At 72.7% G+C, this 15,953-nt stretch carries 16 protein-coding genes; 6 read left to right on the plus strand and 10 right to left on the minus strand.

Annotated elements, in window-relative coordinates; translation table 11 throughout:
- Nucleotides 1-194: 194 nt before the first annotated feature.
- The 3 genes from ABD437_RS15950 to ABD437_RS15960 all read left to right on the plus strand — a co-directional run bounded on the left by ABD437_RS15950 (nt 195) and on the right by ABD437_RS15960 (nt 2,360).
- Complete coding sequence (locus tag ABD437_RS15950) at nt 195-974, plus strand: alpha/beta hydrolase (RefSeq protein ID WP_344649622.1); 780 nt, start codon at nt 195-197, stop codon at nt 972-974.
- Complete coding sequence (locus ABD437_RS15955; RefSeq protein ID WP_344649623.1) at nt 971-2,056, plus strand: hypothetical protein; 1,086 nt, start codon at nt 971-973, stop codon at nt 2,054-2,056. Before ABD437_RS15950 ends, ABD437_RS15955 begins: the two co-directional genes overlap by 4 nt.
- 82 nt (nt 2,057-2,138) lie before the next feature.
- Nucleotides 2,139-2,360 carry a hypothetical protein gene (locus ABD437_RS15960; RefSeq protein ID WP_344649624.1) on the plus strand — a complete coding sequence of 74 codons (222 nt, stop codon included), beginning with the start codon at nt 2,139-2,141 and terminating at the stop codon, nt 2,358-2,360.
- Here the strand turns inward: ABD437_RS15960 and ABD437_RS15965 are convergent.
- From ABD437_RS15965 to ABD437_RS15990, 6 genes are all read right to left on the minus strand, one after another.
- The gene (locus ABD437_RS15965; RefSeq protein WP_344649625.1) at nt 2,350-3,018 is read right to left on the minus strand and encodes an endonuclease/exonuclease/phosphatase family protein; all 669 of its coding nucleotides are present in this window, start codon (nt 3,016-3,018) and stop codon (nt 2,350-2,352) included. The two genes, ABD437_RS15960 and ABD437_RS15965, sit on opposite strands and share 11 nt — an antisense overlap.
- Nucleotides 3,015-3,959: an ROK family glucokinase gene (locus ABD437_RS15970; protein WP_344649626.1), complete on the minus strand. Its 945-nt coding sequence runs from the start codon at nt 3,957-3,959 to the stop codon at nt 3,015-3,017. The genes ABD437_RS15965 and ABD437_RS15970 overlap by 4 nt, the downstream gene beginning before the upstream one ends.
- Nucleotides 3,960-4,066: 107 nt before the next feature.
- On the minus strand, nt 4,067-4,330 hold the full coding sequence (locus tag ABD437_RS15975) for a hypothetical protein (protein ID WP_344649627.1): 264 nt from the start codon (nt 4,328-4,330) through the stop codon (nt 4,067-4,069).
- Nucleotides 4,327-5,475, minus strand: a complete 1,149-nt coding sequence (locus tag ABD437_RS15980) for an ArsA family ATPase (protein ID WP_344649628.1) — start codon at nt 5,473-5,475, stop codon at nt 4,327-4,329. The genes ABD437_RS15975 and ABD437_RS15980 overlap by 4 nt, the downstream gene beginning before the upstream one ends.
- A complete protein-coding gene (locus ABD437_RS15985; protein ID WP_344649629.1) occupies nt 5,466-5,909 on the minus strand; it encodes an SRPBCC family protein in 444 nt (147 codons plus the stop codon). Before ABD437_RS15985 ends, ABD437_RS15980 begins: the two co-directional genes overlap by 10 nt.
- Before the next feature lie 9 nt (nt 5,910-5,918).
- Nucleotides 5,919-6,728 carry a metallophosphoesterase family protein gene (locus ABD437_RS15990; protein ID WP_344649630.1) on the minus strand — a complete coding sequence of 270 codons (810 nt, stop codon included), beginning with the start codon at nt 6,726-6,728 and terminating at the stop codon, nt 5,919-5,921.
- Between the two features lie 99 nt (nt 6,729-6,827).
- Here ABD437_RS15990 and ABD437_RS15995 point away from each other — a divergent pair, with 99 nt between their 5' ends.
- The 3 genes from ABD437_RS15995 (at nt 6,828) to ABD437_RS16005 (ending at nt 11,154) form a co-directional block, all read left to right on the plus strand.
- A complete protein-coding gene (locus ABD437_RS15995) occupies nt 6,828-8,615 on the plus strand; it encodes an AMP-dependent synthetase/ligase (RefSeq protein ID WP_344649631.1) in 1,788 nt (595 codons plus the stop codon).
- A 124-nt stretch (nt 8,616-8,739) separates the two neighbouring features.
- On the plus strand, nt 8,740-10,299 hold the full coding sequence (locus ABD437_RS16000; protein WP_344649632.1) for a sensor histidine kinase: 1,560 nt from the start codon (nt 8,740-8,742) through the stop codon (nt 10,297-10,299).
- Between the two features lie 159 nt (nt 10,300-10,458).
- The gene (locus ABD437_RS16005; RefSeq protein ID WP_051569974.1) at nt 10,459-11,154 is read left to right on the plus strand and encodes a response regulator transcription factor; all 696 of its coding nucleotides are present in this window, start codon (nt 10,459-10,461) and stop codon (nt 11,152-11,154) included.
- A 44-nt stretch (nt 11,155-11,198) separates the two neighbouring features.
- Here the strand turns inward: ABD437_RS16005 and ABD437_RS16010 are convergent, their stop codons facing one another.
- The 4 genes from ABD437_RS16010 to ABD437_RS16025 form a co-directional block, all read right to left on the minus strand.
- Entirely contained in the window at nt 11,199-12,332 is a 1,134-nt protein-coding gene (locus ABD437_RS16010; protein ID WP_344649633.1) for a glycosyltransferase family 4 protein, read from the minus strand.
- Nucleotides 12,329-13,645, minus strand: coding sequence for a M48 family metallopeptidase (locus ABD437_RS16015; protein ID WP_344649634.1), 1,317 nt, complete (start codon nt 13,643-13,645; stop codon nt 12,329-12,331). Before ABD437_RS16015 ends, ABD437_RS16010 begins: the two co-directional genes overlap by 4 nt.
- Before the next feature lie 564 nt (nt 13,646-14,209).
- Nucleotides 14,210-14,431 (minus strand): hypothetical protein, encoded by a 222-nt coding sequence (locus ABD437_RS16020; protein ID WP_344649635.1) that lies wholly within the window; start codon nt 14,429-14,431, stop codon nt 14,210-14,212.
- A 125-nt stretch (nt 14,432-14,556) separates the two neighbouring features.
- The gene (locus tag ABD437_RS16025) at nt 14,557-15,924 is read right to left on the minus strand and encodes an NYN domain-containing protein (protein ID WP_344649636.1); all 1,368 of its coding nucleotides are present in this window, start codon (nt 15,922-15,924) and stop codon (nt 14,557-14,559) included.
- Nucleotides 15,925-15,953: the final 29 nt, after the last annotated feature.

The following is a 15,953-nucleotide window of genomic DNA, read 5'->3' on the forward strand; positions in this document are numbered from 1 at the left end:
TCCTCGTGACCCGCGCCGGTCGAGCGTACCCTCACCGCCCTCGTCGTCGGTCTACCCGACAGTGGCGTTCACCACGCTCGATCTGGCCGAGGTGCTCCGAACGCGGGGCCGATGACGCCGCCTCGTGTCACGATGGAGCCGACGCTCGCGCCCTCCGCACGGGGCTGACGAGCCGAGTCCCTGGGGAGGTGGGAATGTCCGTGCTGCCCGGTGCAGAACCATTCCTCCTCGACGCTGGGCCCGCTGCGCCCGCGGCCGTCCTGCTGAGCCACGGCTTCACCGGCACCCCGCAGTCGATCCGCCCGTGGGGCGAGGCGCTGCACGCCGCCGGCTACACCGTGAGTTGCCCGCTGCTGCCCGGCCACGGCACCCGCTGGCAGGACATGAACCGCACCACCTGGCACGACTGGTACAAAGCGGTCGAGGACGAGTACCTGTCCCTGCACAGCCGAGGCGTGCCGGTGGTCGCCGGCGGCCTGTCGATGGGCGGCACGCTGGTGACCCGGCTGGCCCAGGTCCACGCCGGCAAGGCCACCGAACCGGCCGGCCTGCTGCTGGTGAACCCCTCGTACCTCACGCTGCGCAAGGACGCCGCGCTCCTGCCGGTGGTCAGCCGGGTACTGGGCTCGTTCCCGGGCATCAGCGACGACATCAAGAAGCCCGGTGCGCACGAGCTGGCCTACGACCGGCTGCCGCTCAAGGCCGCCGCCTCGCTGTCGCAGCTCTGGAAGGTCGTCCGGGCCGAGCTGGGGCGCGTGGCGGCGCCGGTGCGGCTCTTCCGCAGCGCGGAGGACCACGTCGTCGAGCCCGCGAGCGGCGAGGCGCTGCTGGCCGGCGTCGCCTCCGCCGTGAAGTCCGAAGTCGTATTGCGGGAGAGTTACCACGTGGCGACGCTCGACAACGATGCACCGACGATCTTCGCGGGAAGCGCGGAGTTCGTCGCGTCACTGCTGTCCCCGGCAGGCCACCGATGACCGGAACCTCGGGGCGCCCGTACCGGGGCCGGCGTGACAACGGCCTGGACGCGACCGAGTTCGTCGCGCTCGCCGACGTCGATCCGCGGATCGGCGAACACCTGCTCGACGTGCTGGGCGTCATCGGGATCGCCGCGTACCTGGCGCCGAGCGCCGATCTGAACCCGGTCGTCCGGTCGACGTCGCTGCCGGCCCGGCCCACCGACCGGCTCTGGGTCGACCGCGACCGGCTGGAGGAAGCCCGCGGCCTGCTCGAAGCCGTGCAGGAGGACGCGCGGTCCGCCGCGGCGTCCGACGGCACCGAGTCCCCCGGCGCCTCCCGCCCGATCGAGATCGACGTCGACGTCGAGTGGGAACGGATCATCGCCGGGTACGACGCGACGGCCGCCCCCGACCGGCCACGCCGCCGCGCGCTGACCGACCCGCCGGAGAGCGGGCCGACCGGGAGCGGGCCGACCGGGAGCGGGCCAGCCGGCAGCGGGACGACCGGCAGCGGGACGACCGGCAGCGGGACGACCGGCAGCGGGACGACCGGGGGCGCGTCCTCCGGCACCGAGACCGCCGGGAACGGAGCCGCCGAGAACGCGGCACCCGCCGACGGCACCGCGGCTCTGCCCGCCCTCACCGACCCCACCGCCGACCCGCTGCCGGTACGCACGCCGGGCACGGCCGATCAACCGGTCCGCCCGGACGAACCGGCCGGCCGGACCGACGACGCACCGGCCCCCGACGCGCCGTCCGCCGAGCCGTCCGGCGCCGGGAAAGACACCGGGCGCCCGCTCGGGCGTGACCGCCTGACCGGCACCGACGCCCCGCCGAGCGACTTCGCGGTCGACGAGGACGAGGGGTACGAACCGCCGCCACCACCGCCGCTCCCCCGGATGTCCGCGCCGGTCATCGGTGCGCTCCTGGCGATCGCGGCCGGCCTGGTGCTGCTGTTCCGCTCGGACACGCTCGGGCTCAGCGAGCACGTCCGCCTGCTGCTCTCGCTCTGCGGCATCCTCGGTGGTGCCGGTGCGCTGGTCTGGCGTCTGCGTGACGGGTGGAACGACGACGACCCGGACGACGGAGCCGTGGTGTGATCACGAATTTCCCGGACGGTCACGCGGCGGTTCACAGCGTGTAGCGCGCATCCCTCACCGTGGACGGTGGGAGGTGGTGACGATGGCCCGTCACGAACAGGTACTCGCCCTCTGGTGCGCGCTCACCGGGCACGACCCGGAGTGGTTCGAGGAGCCCGAGCGCGAGGCGCTGCTGGCGCGCACGGAGATCGCCAAGCTCGCCGAGGCCCCGGACGCCGTGCTGCTCGACGCCGGTCAGTCGGTGCGCCGCGGCAGCTCGTTGCCGCTCGAACGGTGGCTGGCCGCCGCTCGGGTCAGCGCCTGAGCCCGATCTCCGCCACCACCGGGCGGTGGTCGCTGGCCAGCGCGACGTCGGGTGTGGTCAGTACCCGGTAGTTACGCACCGGGGCACCGGGCGAGACGAAGATCCCGTCGATCCGGCGGCGCGGCGAGCGGGTGCTGTACGTCGGCGTCGGGTCGTTCGCACCGGCGTCGGTGAGCTGCGACGCCAGCGCGCGCCAGGCCGGGCCGTCGCCGGTCTCGTTGACGTCGCCGGCCAGCACGACCGGTTCCTCGCCGGCCAGCGCACGCAGCAGCACCGGGACGTGCCCGACCCGCTCGGGCTCGGTGAGTCCCAGGTGGACGCCGGCCACCGTGAACGGCGCACCGGCCAACGAGGCACGCACCACCACGGCCGCCCTCGGATGCTGGAACCGGGTGAGCGGCAACCGCACCACCGCGGCGTCGCGCACGGAGACGGCCAGCGAGGACAGCACCAGGTTCCCGGACGCCCCACCCTGGACGACGACCAGGCCGCAGCGGCGGGCCAGGGACGCCGCCCGGGCCCGCCAGCGCAGCACCCGGGGCGCTTCCTGCAGCACGACGACGTGCGGGTCGACGCCCCGGACGGTCCGCACCAGCGCGTCGGCGTCGTTACGCAGGCCGCGGATGTTCCAGTCGAGCAGCCGCAGCCAGGTGGTCACCGGATGCGCGCGAGATCCGCGGCGCCGATCAGGCCGGCCTTGTTGCCGAGCGCCGCGATCCGCACCTCGGCCACCTCGGTGCGCCCACGCAGCGCGGTCACCTTGGCGTAGGTCTCGCGGGCCGGAACCGACATCAGGTCACCGGCCTCGGCGACCCCGCCGCCGAGGATGATGCACTGCGGATCCCAGCCGGACACCAGATCGGCCATGCCCCAGCCGAGCCAGTCACCGAGCTCGGTGAACGAGGCCAGCGACGCCGGGTCGCCGGACTGCGCGGCCCTGGTCACCATCGGGCCGTCGATGGCGTCGGCCTGGCCGCCGGCCATCTCCAGCAGCACGCGCGCGCTCGTGGCGTCCTCGCGGGCCCGCTGCTTGGCGAAGCGCACCAGCGCCTTGCCGCTCGCGTACTGCTCCCAGCACCCGCTCGCGCCGCAGCCGCACGGGTGCCCGTCCGGCACCGCGCGGGTGTGCCCGTACTCGGCGGCCATCCCGAAGTGCCCACGGTAGATCTCACCGTTGACGACCGCGCCGCCACCGATACCGGTGCCCACCGTGATCAGGATCAGGTGGTGCTGGTCCTGGCCGGCGCCGAACCGGTACTCGGCCCACGCCGCCGCGTTCGCGTCGTTCTCGACGACGACCGGCAGGTCGACCCGCTCCTGGATGCGGTCACGCAGCGGCTCCCGCCGCCACGCCAGGTTCGGCGCGTGTAGCACGACCGAACGAGATGCATCGATCCAGCCCGCTGCGCCGACGCCGACCGCTTCGATCGAGAAGTCCTCGTCGAGCTCACGCACGACCTCGGCGATGACACGGGCCGTGTCGTTGACGTCCTGGCTCGGGGTGGGCCGCCGAACCGTGGCGAGCACTTCCCCATCCGGAGTCACCACTCCGGCCAGTACCTTGGTTCCTCCGACGTCGACTCCGACGGTCAGGCTCACGCGCCCCTCACCACACCTAGCACCCTTCCGGTCAGCGTCACGCTTCTGCGCAGCGTATGGCACGCCGCTCGACGCGTAATCATCGCTCCGCCGTGCCGCCCGAAACTTCAGCTGATGTCGATCCGTTCGACCGGGGGTTCGGCACCGGGCTCCTCCGCCTCGGCCGGGCGGCCCCACTCCCGCGCCACCTCGGCGACGACCTGCAACAACCCGGCGCCCGCGACCGCCACGTCGGCCACCGCGCCGCTGAACCGGGCCACGAGTTCCGGCGGCAGATCGGGAGCGCCGTCGCCGCGAACACGGTGCAGCAGCGCCTCGGCGAGTCTGACCGCCTCGTCGACGAGCGGACCGGGCGGCGGAGGTGCACTCATCCTTCGAACCTCACTTCCAGGCGGCCGTCGCGCAACCGGGCCCCGGCGACCGTACGGTGACGCAGCACGGTCGGCAACGCCAGCAGCCGACGCCGCCCGGCGACCGTGAGGATCAGGTCGTCGGCGACGCGGGACAGCGCGACCTCGGAACGGTCGGCGAGCGGCAGCGCCACCGAGAGCACGGCGTCGTCGTCGAGGCGCAGCGGTGGTTCGACCGGCACGGCGGCCACCGGGTCGTCGTCGCCGTAGAGCGCTTCGGCGAGCTCGGTGAGCGCCGGTACGCCCACCGGCTCGCCCGCCAGGTAGGGCGCCGTCCGGAGCGGCACACCGGCGAAGCTCTCCGCCGCCTCGGCCAGCCGGGCACGCTGGGCGGCGGCCCACCCGGCCCGCCACGGGTCGTCCCCGTCCGGGATCACGCGGTTGACCACGACGCCGTCCACCACGAAACCGTAGAGCGCCAGCGCCGTGAACGTGCGCCGCGCTTCCGCGAGCACCACGGCCTCGGGCGTGAGGACGAGCCGGACCGCGCTGGTGAGCGGATCGGTCAGCAGGTCCCTGACCTCGGTGAGCGCCGTACGCAACCGCTGGACGGCGGTGACCACCGCGTCGTCGGGAAGAAGGTTCTGCAGGTCCCGGCCGAGCACCGGACGCGCGACTCCGGCCAGCCGGCGGTGCAGCGGCGCCAGCCGGTCGGTGTACCAGCCGAGCACGTCGGGCAGCGTGAGCAGCCGGAGCGTCTCGGCGGTCGGCGCGCAGTCGACGACCACCGTGTCCCACCGGCCGGACCGGGCCTCGTCGTGCACGGCGAAGAGCGCGAACAGGTCGTCGAGGCCGGGCGGGACGATGATCTCCTCGGCCGCGACGCCGGAGAGGCCACCGTGGCGCAGCACCGCGGTGAGGTAGCCGCGCAGCGTGCCCCAGTACTGCTCGTAGCGCGCCTGCGGGTCGACCTGCTGGGCGTGCAGGCCGTCGGCGACCGGCGTGGGCTCGGCACCCACCGGGACGCCGAGCGCGTCGGCGAGCGAGTGCGCGGGATCGGTGGAGACGACGAGCGTGGCACCGGACCGGGCCGCCAGCACGGCGGTGGCGGCCGCGGAGGTGGTCTTCCCGACTCCGCCCTTACCGGTGAAAAGAACTACACGCACGATTCCACGCGCTTCTTCAAATCCTTGAGCGCGGTGTCCATGATCATTTTCTCGGCTTTGCGCTTGAACATCCCGAGCATCGGCAGGTTGATGTCCACGGTCAGCGTGTAGGTGACCTCGGTGGTGCCGTCGCCGTTGTCGACCAGGTCGTAACTGCCGTCCTGGACTTTCATCACCGTGCTCTCGACCAGCGTCCACTCGATCCGGGTGAGGTCCTCGGCGTACGCGTATTCCAGCGTGTACTCGTCCTTGACCGGGCCGGCGTCGAGAACGAATGTGGCCCGGTGGGCGTAGCCGTCCTCGTACTCGCTGACGATCTCCACGCTCTTCACCGCGTCGACCCACTCGGGGTAGGACGCGAAGTCACTGATGACCGCCGCGATCGTGTCGACCGGCGCGGGGATCGTGATCGACTGCTGGGAGGAGTCCGCCATGTGTCCTGCTTACCACTCCAGCACGAAGGGTTTGCCGGTCGCCCGGAAGTGACCGACGTTGACGCACTCGGTGCGCCCGATCCGCAGCCGCTGCTGGAGCGGTTGGTGGACGTGACCGAACAGCGCGTACCGGGGCTGGTGGGTGTGGATCGCCTCGAGCAGCGCCTCGGACGCGACCTCGGGCCGCCGGGTGACGGTGTCCCAGCGCAGCTCCGGTACCGCCGGGGGCACGTGCGAGCAGAGCACGTCGACCGGGCCGAGCGACTCCACTTTCGCGGCGAACTCCGCCGGGGAGAAATCGGCGCCGAACGGAATCGGGGGGATGCGCGGCGCCCGGGTCACCGGTTGCGCCGCCGGGAGGATCTTGCGGGGCCAGCCGCCCACGAACCCGAAGCGCCAGCCGCCGATCTCCACCACTTCGGCGTCGAACATGCGGTGTTTGTCGTCGACGAACTCCGGCCAGAGCGCCGGCATGTCGACGTTGCCGTACGTGCAGTACGCCGGCGTCGGCATGAGGCCGAACAGCTCGGCGTACTGCTCGCGGGCCGCCTCGGTGACCGCGCCCGGCAGGTCGTCGACCTGGGACAGCTGCGCGCCGATCGACCGCAGGTCACCGAAGCGGTGCTCCTTGCGCAGCGCCGCGAACTCGGCGCCGGCCTGCGCGCCGAGCAGGTCGGCGAGGATGCCCTGGGTGGGGTCGGCGTAGTCGAGGTAGAGCAGCAGGTCGCCGAGAACGACCAGGCCGTCGGCACCGTCACCGGCGGTGGCCAGCGCGTCGGCGCGGCCGTGGACGTCGGAGACCACGTGGAGGCGGGGCACCCACCAAGCTTGCCACCGGAGGCGACGGCGACCACCGTGACCCGCACCACCTCGGATAGCGTTGGGAGTGGGAACGCGACACAGGAATGGGAGGCCGTGGTGCGTGAGTTCGCTCAGCCGGCCGTCTACACCGTCCCGGACGGGGCAAATCTGACCGATCCGGTCTGGAGCGCCGCGGAGGAGGTGCCGACCAAGGTCACGTTCCGCAGGCCTTCCGGCGGCGCCTGGACGGATGTCACGGCCGCCACGTTCCGGGACGAGGTCGTCGGCGTCGCCAAGGGGCTGATCGCCTCCGGCGTCCAACCGGGTGACCGGATCGGCCTGATGGCCCGCACCCGCTACGAGTGGACGCTCGTCGACTACGCGATCTGGGCCGCCGGCGCCGTCACCGTCCCGATCTACGAGACGTCCTCGGCCGAGCAGGTGCAGTGGATCCTCGGCGACTCGGGCGCGGTCGGCGTCTTCGTCGAGACCTCCGACCACCAGTCCCAGGTCGAGACCGTCCGCGGCTCGCTGCCCGCGCTGCGCCAGGTGTGGCAGATCGACGCCTCGGCGGTGGAGCTGCTGATCTCCGGTGGAGCGTCCGTTCCCGATTCCGACGTCGACGAACGGCGGGCCGCGCTCGGCCCCGCCGACACCGCGACGATCATCTACACCTCGGGCACCACCGGCCGCCCGAAGGGCTGCGTGCTCACCCACAAGAACCTGCTGTTCGAGGTCGGCAACGCGCTGCCGATGCTGCCGAGCATGTTCAACGAGGGCGCGTCGACGCTGCTGTTCCTCCCGCTGGCGCACGCGTTCGCGCGGCTCATCCAGCTGGGCGCGGTGCAGTCGCGGGCCACGCTCGGCCACGCGCCGGACATCAAAAATTTGATGAACGACCTGCAGACGTTCCGCCCGACGTTCGTCCTGGCCGTGCCGCGGGTGTTCGAGAAGGTCTACAACGGGGCCAAGCAGAAGGCCCACAAAGAGGGCAAGGGCGCGATCTTCGACCGGGCCGACCGGGTGGCGGTGGCGTACTCCGAGTCCCTGGATTCCGGCGGGCCGGGGCTGTTGCTGAAGGCCCAGCACGCGCTCTTCGACAAGCTGGTCTACGCCAAGCTGCGGGCCGCGCTCGGCGGTTCCTGCACCCACGCGATCTCCGGCGGCGCGCCGCTCGGCCCGCGGCTCGCGCACTTCTTCCGCGGCATCGGGCTGTGGGTCTCGGAGGGCTACGGGCTCACCGAGACCTCGCCGGCCACCGCGGCCAACGTCGACGACGCGGTGAAGCTCGGGACGGTCGGCCGCCCGCTGCCCGGCATGACCGTGCGCATCGCCGACGACGGCGAGGTGCTGATCGCCGGCGACCACGTGTTCTCGGAGTACTGGCACAACCCGACCGCCACCGCCGAAGCGCTCAAGGACGGCTTCTTCCACACCGGTGACCTCGGCACGCTCGACGACGAGGGCTTCCTGACGATCACCGGCCGCAAGAAGGAGCTGATCGTCACCGCCGGCGGCAAGAACGTCGCCCCGGCCGTGCTCGAGGACCGCATCCGCGCGCACGCGCTGGTCAGCCAGGCGATGGTCGTCGGCGACGGCAAGCCGTTCATCGGCGCGGTCGTGACGGTCGACCCGGACGCGTTCGGGCCGTGGAAGGACAAGCAGGGAAAGCCCGCGGACGCTACGGTGGGCGACCTCGCGGAGGATCCCGACCTGCGGGCGGAGATCCAGGCCGCGGTGGACGACGCCAACCAAGCCGTGTCGCGCGCCGAACAGGTCAAGGTTTTCCGTATCCTGCCCCGCGACTTCACCGAAGAGACGGGCGAGCTGACGCCGAGCATGAAGCTGAAGCGCTCCGTCGTGGAGAAGGAGTACGCCGACGAGATCGCCGCTATCTACACCTGACCGGGGCCTGCGGGGCAGCCCCGCGCTTCGTGAACCGGCCTGGCTCCGTGCCCTCCCGCCGGCGTCGGCGCTGCTGGAGACCGTCGCGCTGACCCGCCTGATCCGCGGCTGCCTGCTGGCGCTGGTGATCGTGCTGTCGCTGGCGAGCACCCGCTCGATCGCTCCGACGCTGCTCTGGTGTGCGCTGTTCGCGCTCGCCGCCGCGCCCGGCCTGGTGGCCCCGGAGCGGGCCTGGCCGGCGCGGATCGGCTGGCTGGCCGAGGTGATCGTGGTCGCGATGGCGGCCGCGACGCCGCCCGCCGAGGAGGCGTTCGTCCACCCGGCGTTCGTGCTGGCCTATCTCGCCGCGCCGGCGTTCGCGGTCGGCGCGATCGCGGGCCTGGCCGAGCTCGGCGCGCTGGTCGGCGTCACCGCAGTGGCGTTGGTGGTGGCCGGCGGGCTGCAGGACCAGCTGGGGTCGTCCTCGTTCGGGCTGGCGGCCCTGGAGTGGACCGTGCTGGCCGCGGTGGCGGGCGTCCTCGGTCTCGCCGTGCAGCGGCTGGTCCGCAGCCGCAGCGACGCCGTCGAGCCGGAGTTCGTCCAGGCCGCCCGGCTGCTCACCCAGCTACGCACGATCGCGCGTCAGCTGCCCGGTGGCCTCGACCCCGGCAGCCTGGGCGACCGGCTGCTCGAGGAGCTGCACCAGGTCGCGGCCACCGACCGCAGCGCGGTGCTCACCGGCAGCGGCGGCGGCCGGCTGGAGGTCCTGACCCAGCGCGCGCCCGGCCGGGTCGCCTGGGAGACGTCGTTCGACGCCGACACCCCGCTCGCCGACACCTGGGCGAGCCAGCAGCCCCAGCTCTCCAGCCGGTCCCTCGACCGGGCCGGCCCGGGGACGCCGGTGTCGGTACTGGTGATCCCGATGATCACCGGTGTGCGCACCGTGGGCCTGGTGGTGCTGGAGTCCGACCGGACCGGCGCCTATCCGCCGGCCGCGGTCTCCGAAGCGGTGGAGGTCGTCAACGGGGCCGCGCTGCGGCTGGAGACCGCGCTGCTCTTCGACGAGGTGCGCGGGCTGGCGACGGTCGAGGAGCGTCAGCGGCTGGCCCGCGAGATCCACGACGGCGTCGCCCAGGAGCTGGTGATGGTCGGCTACGGGATCGACAACGCGATCGCCGACCTGCCGTCGGGCAGCGAGGCGGCGGAGAGCACGCTGCGGCTGCTGCGCGCCGAGGTCACCCGCGTCATCACCGAGCTGCGGCTGAGCCTGTTCGAGCTGCGCAGCGACGTCGACCGGCACGGCGGGCTGGGCAGCGCGATCGCCGACTACGCCCGCACGATCGGGTCGTCGGCCGGGCTGCGGGTGCACCTGTCGCTGGACGAGTCGACCGCGCGGCTGCCCGCCGCCGTCGAGTCCGAGCTGCTCCGTATCGCGCAGGAGGCGGTGACGAACGCACGCAAGCACGCCGGCGCGGCCAACCTCTGGGTCACCTGCGAGGTGGATCCGCCGTTCGCCCAGGTCGAGGTGAGCGACGACGGCAAGGGGCTCGGCCGGGACCGGCCGGAGGGCCGCTACGGAATGACGATCATGGCCGAACGGGCCAATCGGGTGCGGGCGGAGTTGGAAATCGTGCCGCGTGCCCCCAAAGGGACCACGGTGCGTGTTGTCCTGGGCGGGAAATCACGACAAGGAACCGCCGGCTAAATGGCATAATTCACATCAACGACCGTTTTCTCGGCGTTTAGCCGTCCACTGTGGCGGGACGGAATGCATTCTTGCTGGCCATCACCTACAGAGACCCTGATATGAGAACTTTAGGCGACGGATCGTATAACGTGACGCTGCAGGAGGTGCGGCCAGACAGTGACTGACAACAGGTCCTTCCCCAGCCCGCCGGGGGGCGAGGCCAGCGGCGGGGTAACGACTGTTCTCCTCGTCGACGACCACGACTTGATTCGGCAAGGGCTCCGCCACGCGTTCGAGCGCGACCCGGGCTTCGAGGTCGTCGGGGAGGCGGGGTCGGTCGCCGACGCACTCCGCAAAGCCGCCGAACTCAAACCCGACGTCGTGATCATGGATCTGCGACTGCCCGACGGCAGCGGGCTGGAAGCCACCAAGGCACTCCGTTCGTCGCGCGCCGACATCGGCATCGTGGTCCTCACCATGTACGCCGGTGACGACCAGCTGTTCGGCGCGCTCGAGGCGGGCGCCTCGGCGTTCGTGCCGAAGAACGCTCCCGCCGACGAGGTGGTCGCGTCCGCGCGTCACGCCGCCTCCTCGCCCAACGCGTTCACCGCGTCCGACCTGGCCAGCGCGATGAAACGGCGGCTCACGCCGAGCGGTCCGCACCTGTCGCCGCGAGAGAGCCAGGTGCTGCGGCTGCTGGCCGACGGGATGAGCGTCGCGGGCATCGCGAAGCAGCTCTACGTCAGCGAGTCCACCGCGAAGACACACATCTCGAAGCTGTACGAGAAGCTCGGGGCGGGAAACCGCGCGCAGGCGCTGATGACGGCGCTGCGTCTCGGCCTCCTGGAAGCTCCGAACACACCCGGTCTGTGAACGTCCGAGCCGCTCTCCCCGTTGCGACGGGGAGAGCGGCTCGATCACGTCAGCAGCGTGGTCATCCGGGCCGCGAGGTCGTCCCACTGCCAGTCACGCTCGACCCACGCGCGGCCGGCCTTGCCCATGGTGCGTGCCTTGTCGGGGTTTCCGAGCAGCTCGACCGTGCGGGCGACGAGCGTCTCCCGATCGCTGACCACGTAGCCGGTCTCGCCCTCGAGCACGGCGTCCGGAGCACCCCCGGAGTCACCGGCGACGACCGGCAGACCGGTGGCCGACGCCTCCAGGTACACGATCCCCAGGCCCTCGACGTCCAGCCCCTTGCGCCGGGTACGGCACGGCATCGCGAACACGTCACCGGCCGCGTAGTGCGCCGGGAGCTCCTCCCAGGGCACCGAGCCCGTGAACGTCACGTCGTTCTGCAGCCCGCGCTCGGCGACCAGCTTCTCCAGCGTCGCCCGGTAGGGGCCACCGCTGACGAGCAGCAGCGCCGCGTCCGGGATCGTCCTCCGGATCGCGGGGAGGGCCCGGATCAGCTCGTCCTGGCCTTTGCGCGGCACCAGGCGGGAAACGCAGACGATCGTGGGGCGGTCGGTGAGCCCGTAGCGTTCCCGCACCGCGGACCCGTCCACGCCGGGATGGAACATGCTCGTGTCGACGCCCGGCGGCAGGTGCACGAGCTCGGCCTTGTTCTTGACCGGGCCCTCGAGCTTGCCCCGCGTGTAGGCGCCCAGGTACGTGATGACGTCGACGCCGTCGGCGATGCGGGTGAGCAGCTGGCGCGCGGCGGGCAGCTGCGCCCAGCCCGCCTCGTGGCCGTGGGTCTGGGCGACCTGGCGCGTGATGCCGGCCCGCTTGGTGAGCGTGTGCGCGAGCAGACCGAGCGGTGCGGCGGCGCCGTACCAGACCGTCTCGCAGCCGTGCTCCCGCGCGACCCGGACGATGCGCTTCGCGGCCGCCGGCGTCGGCACCAGCAACGACGTGGGGTGCCGGACGACCGGGAACGGTTGCTCGGCGTCGAACTCCTCGGCGCCTCTCCAGCGTGAGGCGTAGACGACGAGGTCGCCCGGGGGCTGGCGCACCGCGAGCTGGTGGACGAACGTCTGGATCCCGCCGGGACGGGGCGGGAAGTCGTTGGTGACCAGCAGCGTCTTCATCGGGGCCTTTCCGGCCGTCATCGGGTCGGCGCCGGGATCGGGAGGTTCTCGCGGGCCGCGAACGCGCGCGCGGCCGCGATGCGTTCCACTGTGGTGGGATGGGTGCCGAACCAGAACTGGAAGAACCGGTTCGGACGCAGGTCGGCGCGGTTCTGCAAAGCCAGCCCGCGTTGCATCGCCACGAACGCCTCCGGATCCCGGGTGAGGGCCAGCGCGTGCTCGTCGGCGCGCGCCTCGATCTTGCGTGACACCAGGCCCTGCACCGGGGTCGCGAACGCCCCGGCCAGCGCCACGATCGCCAGCAGCAGCGCGAGCGAACGCGGGTCGGTGAGGCTTTCCACGCCGGCCCGGCGCAGCAGGGCCGTGGAGCCGCCGAGCACGGCCAGCCCGCACACCGCCGCCGCCGCGCCGAGCGCCCCCAGCACCGTGCCGGTGACCACGTCGCCGTCGACGGCGTGGCCGAGCTCGTGCGCCACGACCGACTCGACCTGCTCGGGCGGCACCTGCTCGAGCAGCGTGTCGTAGACGACGATCCGGCGGCTAGCGCCGTAGCCCGACACGTACGCGTTGAGCGCGGTGGTGCGCCGCGACGCGTCCGCGATCAGGACATCCTTCACCGGTTCCCGGTCGCGCTCGGCGAGCTGGACGAGGCTCGTCCGCAACGCCGAGTCGGGCATCGGGGTGAACTTGTTGAACAGCGGCTCGATGAGCACCGGGAACGCGAACGAGGCCGCGAACACGAACGCGGCGGCGCCGGCCGCGGCCCACGTCCACCACCAGTTCGGCGTGGCCCGCACCAGCGCGTACAACACCAGCGTGAGGACGGCGGTCAGCACCGCGGAGATCGCCCAGCCCTTGGCCTGGTCGGCCAGCCAGCCGCCCCAGTTCTGCGTGGACAGGCCGTAGCGGCGCAGCAGCACCTCCGACCGGGCCGCGAGCGGCAGCGTGACCAGCGTGGCCACCAGGCCGAGCACGACGCCGCCGAGCAGCGCCTCGACCCACCAGGCGCCGCCGAGCGGGCGGGCGACCGCGCCGATCAGCCGGGCACCGAGCGGGGTGAGGCCCAGGACCAGCGCGAGGACGAGCCCGAGCGCGAGGCGGGCCAGCGACCAGGGCCGCAGCGCGGCGCGGAAGGCACTGCCGCGACTGATCTCGGCCTCGGTGAAGTCGGTGGACGCGTCGGCGGGGACTTTTTCGTTGACGTTTTTTTCGGCGGCCGGTGAGTGGGTGTCTCCGGCGGGGACGGTGCGCCAGGGGGTCAGGAGCCCGGCTACCAGGAGCACGGCGGCGCCGAGGACCAGGAAAGCGATCAGGGCGACGACTCGGCTCGACACCCGTCGATCATCCCAGCCGCCCGCTGCTGGACGGCCGGGGGTTGTGCGGTGCCGTTCGGCCGGGGTGGGAGTTGGTGCGCCGGCTGATCTGTCGGGGGGTGCGAGCTGGTGGGTCGGCGGGGTGCCGGTTGCTCTGTCGGCGGGGTGCCGGTTGCTCTGTCGGCGGGGTTCCGGTTGCTCTGTCGGCGTGGTGCCGCGGCCTCCCGCTGGTGGTCCGGCCAGCCTCCGGACGGGGCCTGCCGGCCTCCAGACGCGGCCTGCCGGCCTTCTATCGCCGCCCGGCTGAGTCGGGCCAGCCTCCCAGCGGTGGTCCAGCTGACCTCTCGGTAGTGGTTCGCTCGCCTCCCGGGGCCGGCCACACTGGCCTGCCTGCGGCTGCCTGCCGGCCACCCCGCAGCGACCCACCGGCCTCCCGACAGCAGCCCGCTCGGCTTCCCGACGGCGCCCCAGCCGACCTGCCCGCCGCGCCCCAGCCGACCTCCCGGCGGCGGCCCGCCCGGCCCCCCACGGCGCCCCCTGGCACCACGGCCAAGCCCAGCTGGCCTCCCGGATCGGCCCGTTCGGTCAGCCCGCCTGGCGGTCGGTGTGGCCGCCTCCCAGCCAATCGGTGTGGTGGCGCAGATCGTGGGCGGGCTCGTTCGCGGTGATCGACAAGAATTCGGGGTCGAGGCCCGCGGAGACCAGGGCCCGCAGAGCGTTCTCCTCCACGTCGTCGAGTTCGACGCCGTTCGGCATCTCGGTCAGTTCGACACCGGGCGGCGGGGCACCGACCAGCGCGGTGATCACGCAGTCGGCGCAGCCTGAGCCACGGACACCACACGCGTCGCAATCGATGAGCATCGTCGTCGCCTCCTTCCGTGCGTCTGTTCCTTCCACCACGCACGGTAGGCAGGGGGTACGACAAAACCGAGTCAAGCCCGGTCGAGACGCTTCACCAACACCACGGAGGGCACCGCATAGGCGCCGGCGCGCCGGATCCCGTCGGCCACTTCCTTGTCCGACGACACGACCACGACCGGCCGCCCCTGCGGCTCGGTACGCACCAGCCGCCGGATCACCTCGTCGGCGGTCTGCCCCGGCGGGCTGAAAATGACCCGCACCCCACGCGGGCTCCCCGGCGCGATCACGAGCCGGCCCGCCCCGTCGAACACGACCGTGATCTCGGCGTTGGTCTGCGCGGCGAGCCCGGCCAGGCTCGCCACCAGGCGGGTGCGCTGCTGCTCGAGCGCGGCCTCGGGGAACCCGGTCTTGGTCACGTTGTAGCCGTCGATCACCAGGTGGACGCGGGGCAGCGCGAGCAACTGGTCGAGCCGGGCCGGATCGTCGGCCGCCCAGAGCTGGCTGCCGGCTTTCGTCCTGGTGCCCGCGGTGGCCTCCACGTCGGCCGCGATCACGTCACCGGGGAACGCACCAGGGGGGCCGAGCGCGAGCTCGCGACGGAGCCCCTGAGCGGCGTTGCCGAGCGTCTCCAGCAGCAGCCAGAGCCGCATGTCGTCGGTGACCCGGCCGGCCCGGCTGGACGACTTGGCCGCCTCCAGCTCGCGCTCGGCGTCGGTGAGCCGGCCGCGGAGCCGGCGGATCTCGGCGTCGGAAGCACTCGACGCGGCCGCGACCCGGCCTTTCTCGGTGGACACCGCGTCGGTGAGCCGGCGGACGTCCTGCTCGGAATCACGCAGTGCCTTGGTGAGCTCGCGGACCCGTACCCGCAGCTCATCGGCCTCGGCCCGGACGGTGGCCAGGTCGGAGCGCAGCTTGTCGGTGTCGGCCTTGGTGTTGGCCCTGGCCCGCTCGAGCTGCTCGGTGAGGCGTTCGATCTGCCGGGAGGCCGCCAGCACCTGTTCGGATTCGGCCGCGGCCACCACGGTCGCGGACGCCGACTCGACGAGCGTCGTCCAGTGCGGCGGGCGGGCCAGGTAGGCGAGCGCGGCGACCTCGACCGGGTCGGCGGCGCCGGGCGGTGTGCCCGCGGCCACCGCGGCTCCCAGCGGCCCGGCCTCCTCGACGGCCCGCTCGGCCAGCCGCTCGCGGAACTCGGCGTCGGCCGCGAGTTGCGCCACCACGGTCGGACCGGCCAGCCGGGCCCTCCGGGCCGGGGTGAACTGCGCGAACCGGCGCAGCGCCGCGGGCAGGACGTCGGGGCCGAGCGACGGGAAGAGGTCGACGGCGAGCGCCGTCACGCGGGCCCGGACCGCGTCCGGCAGGGTCGGTTCGACCTCGCTCCGGGCAGCACCGATCGCGGCGTCGGTGACGCCGTCCTCTCTGTGGTGATCGCCGGTCACAGTGGCCGCAAGGTGGACATGGTTCCAGT

Origin of the sequence: Cryptosporangium japonicum, from assembly GCF_039524755.1 — a bacterium.
GTDB classification, from domain to species: Bacteria; Actinomycetota; Actinomycetes; order Mycobacteriales; family Cryptosporangiaceae; genus Cryptosporangium; species Cryptosporangium japonicum.

What these genes read in the sequence shown, in the direction of transcription:
- ABD437_RS15960 (WP_344649624.1), top strand. Translation starts at nt 2,139, where the DNA reads ATGGCCCGTCACGAACAGGTACTCGCCCTCTGGTGCGCGCTCACCGGG.
- ABD437_RS15985 (WP_344649629.1), bottom strand. Translation starts at nt 5,909, where the DNA reads ATGGCGGACTCCTCCCAGCAGTCGATCACGATCCCCGCGCCGGTCGAC.
- ABD437_RS15955 (WP_344649623.1), top strand. Translation starts at nt 971, where the DNA reads ATGACCGGAACCTCGGGGCGCCCGTACCGGGGCCGGCGTGACAACGGC.
- ABD437_RS15950 (WP_344649622.1), top strand. Translation starts at nt 195, where the DNA reads ATGTCCGTGCTGCCCGGTGCAGAACCATTCCTCCTCGACGCTGGGCCC.
- ABD437_RS15975 (WP_344649627.1), bottom strand. Translation starts at nt 4,330, where the DNA reads ATGAGTGCACCTCCGCCGCCCGGTCCGCTCGTCGACGAGGCGGTCAGA.
- ABD437_RS16010 (WP_344649633.1), bottom strand. Translation starts at nt 12,332, where the DNA reads ATGACGGCCGGAAAGGCCCCGATGAAGACGCTGCTGGTCACCAACGAC.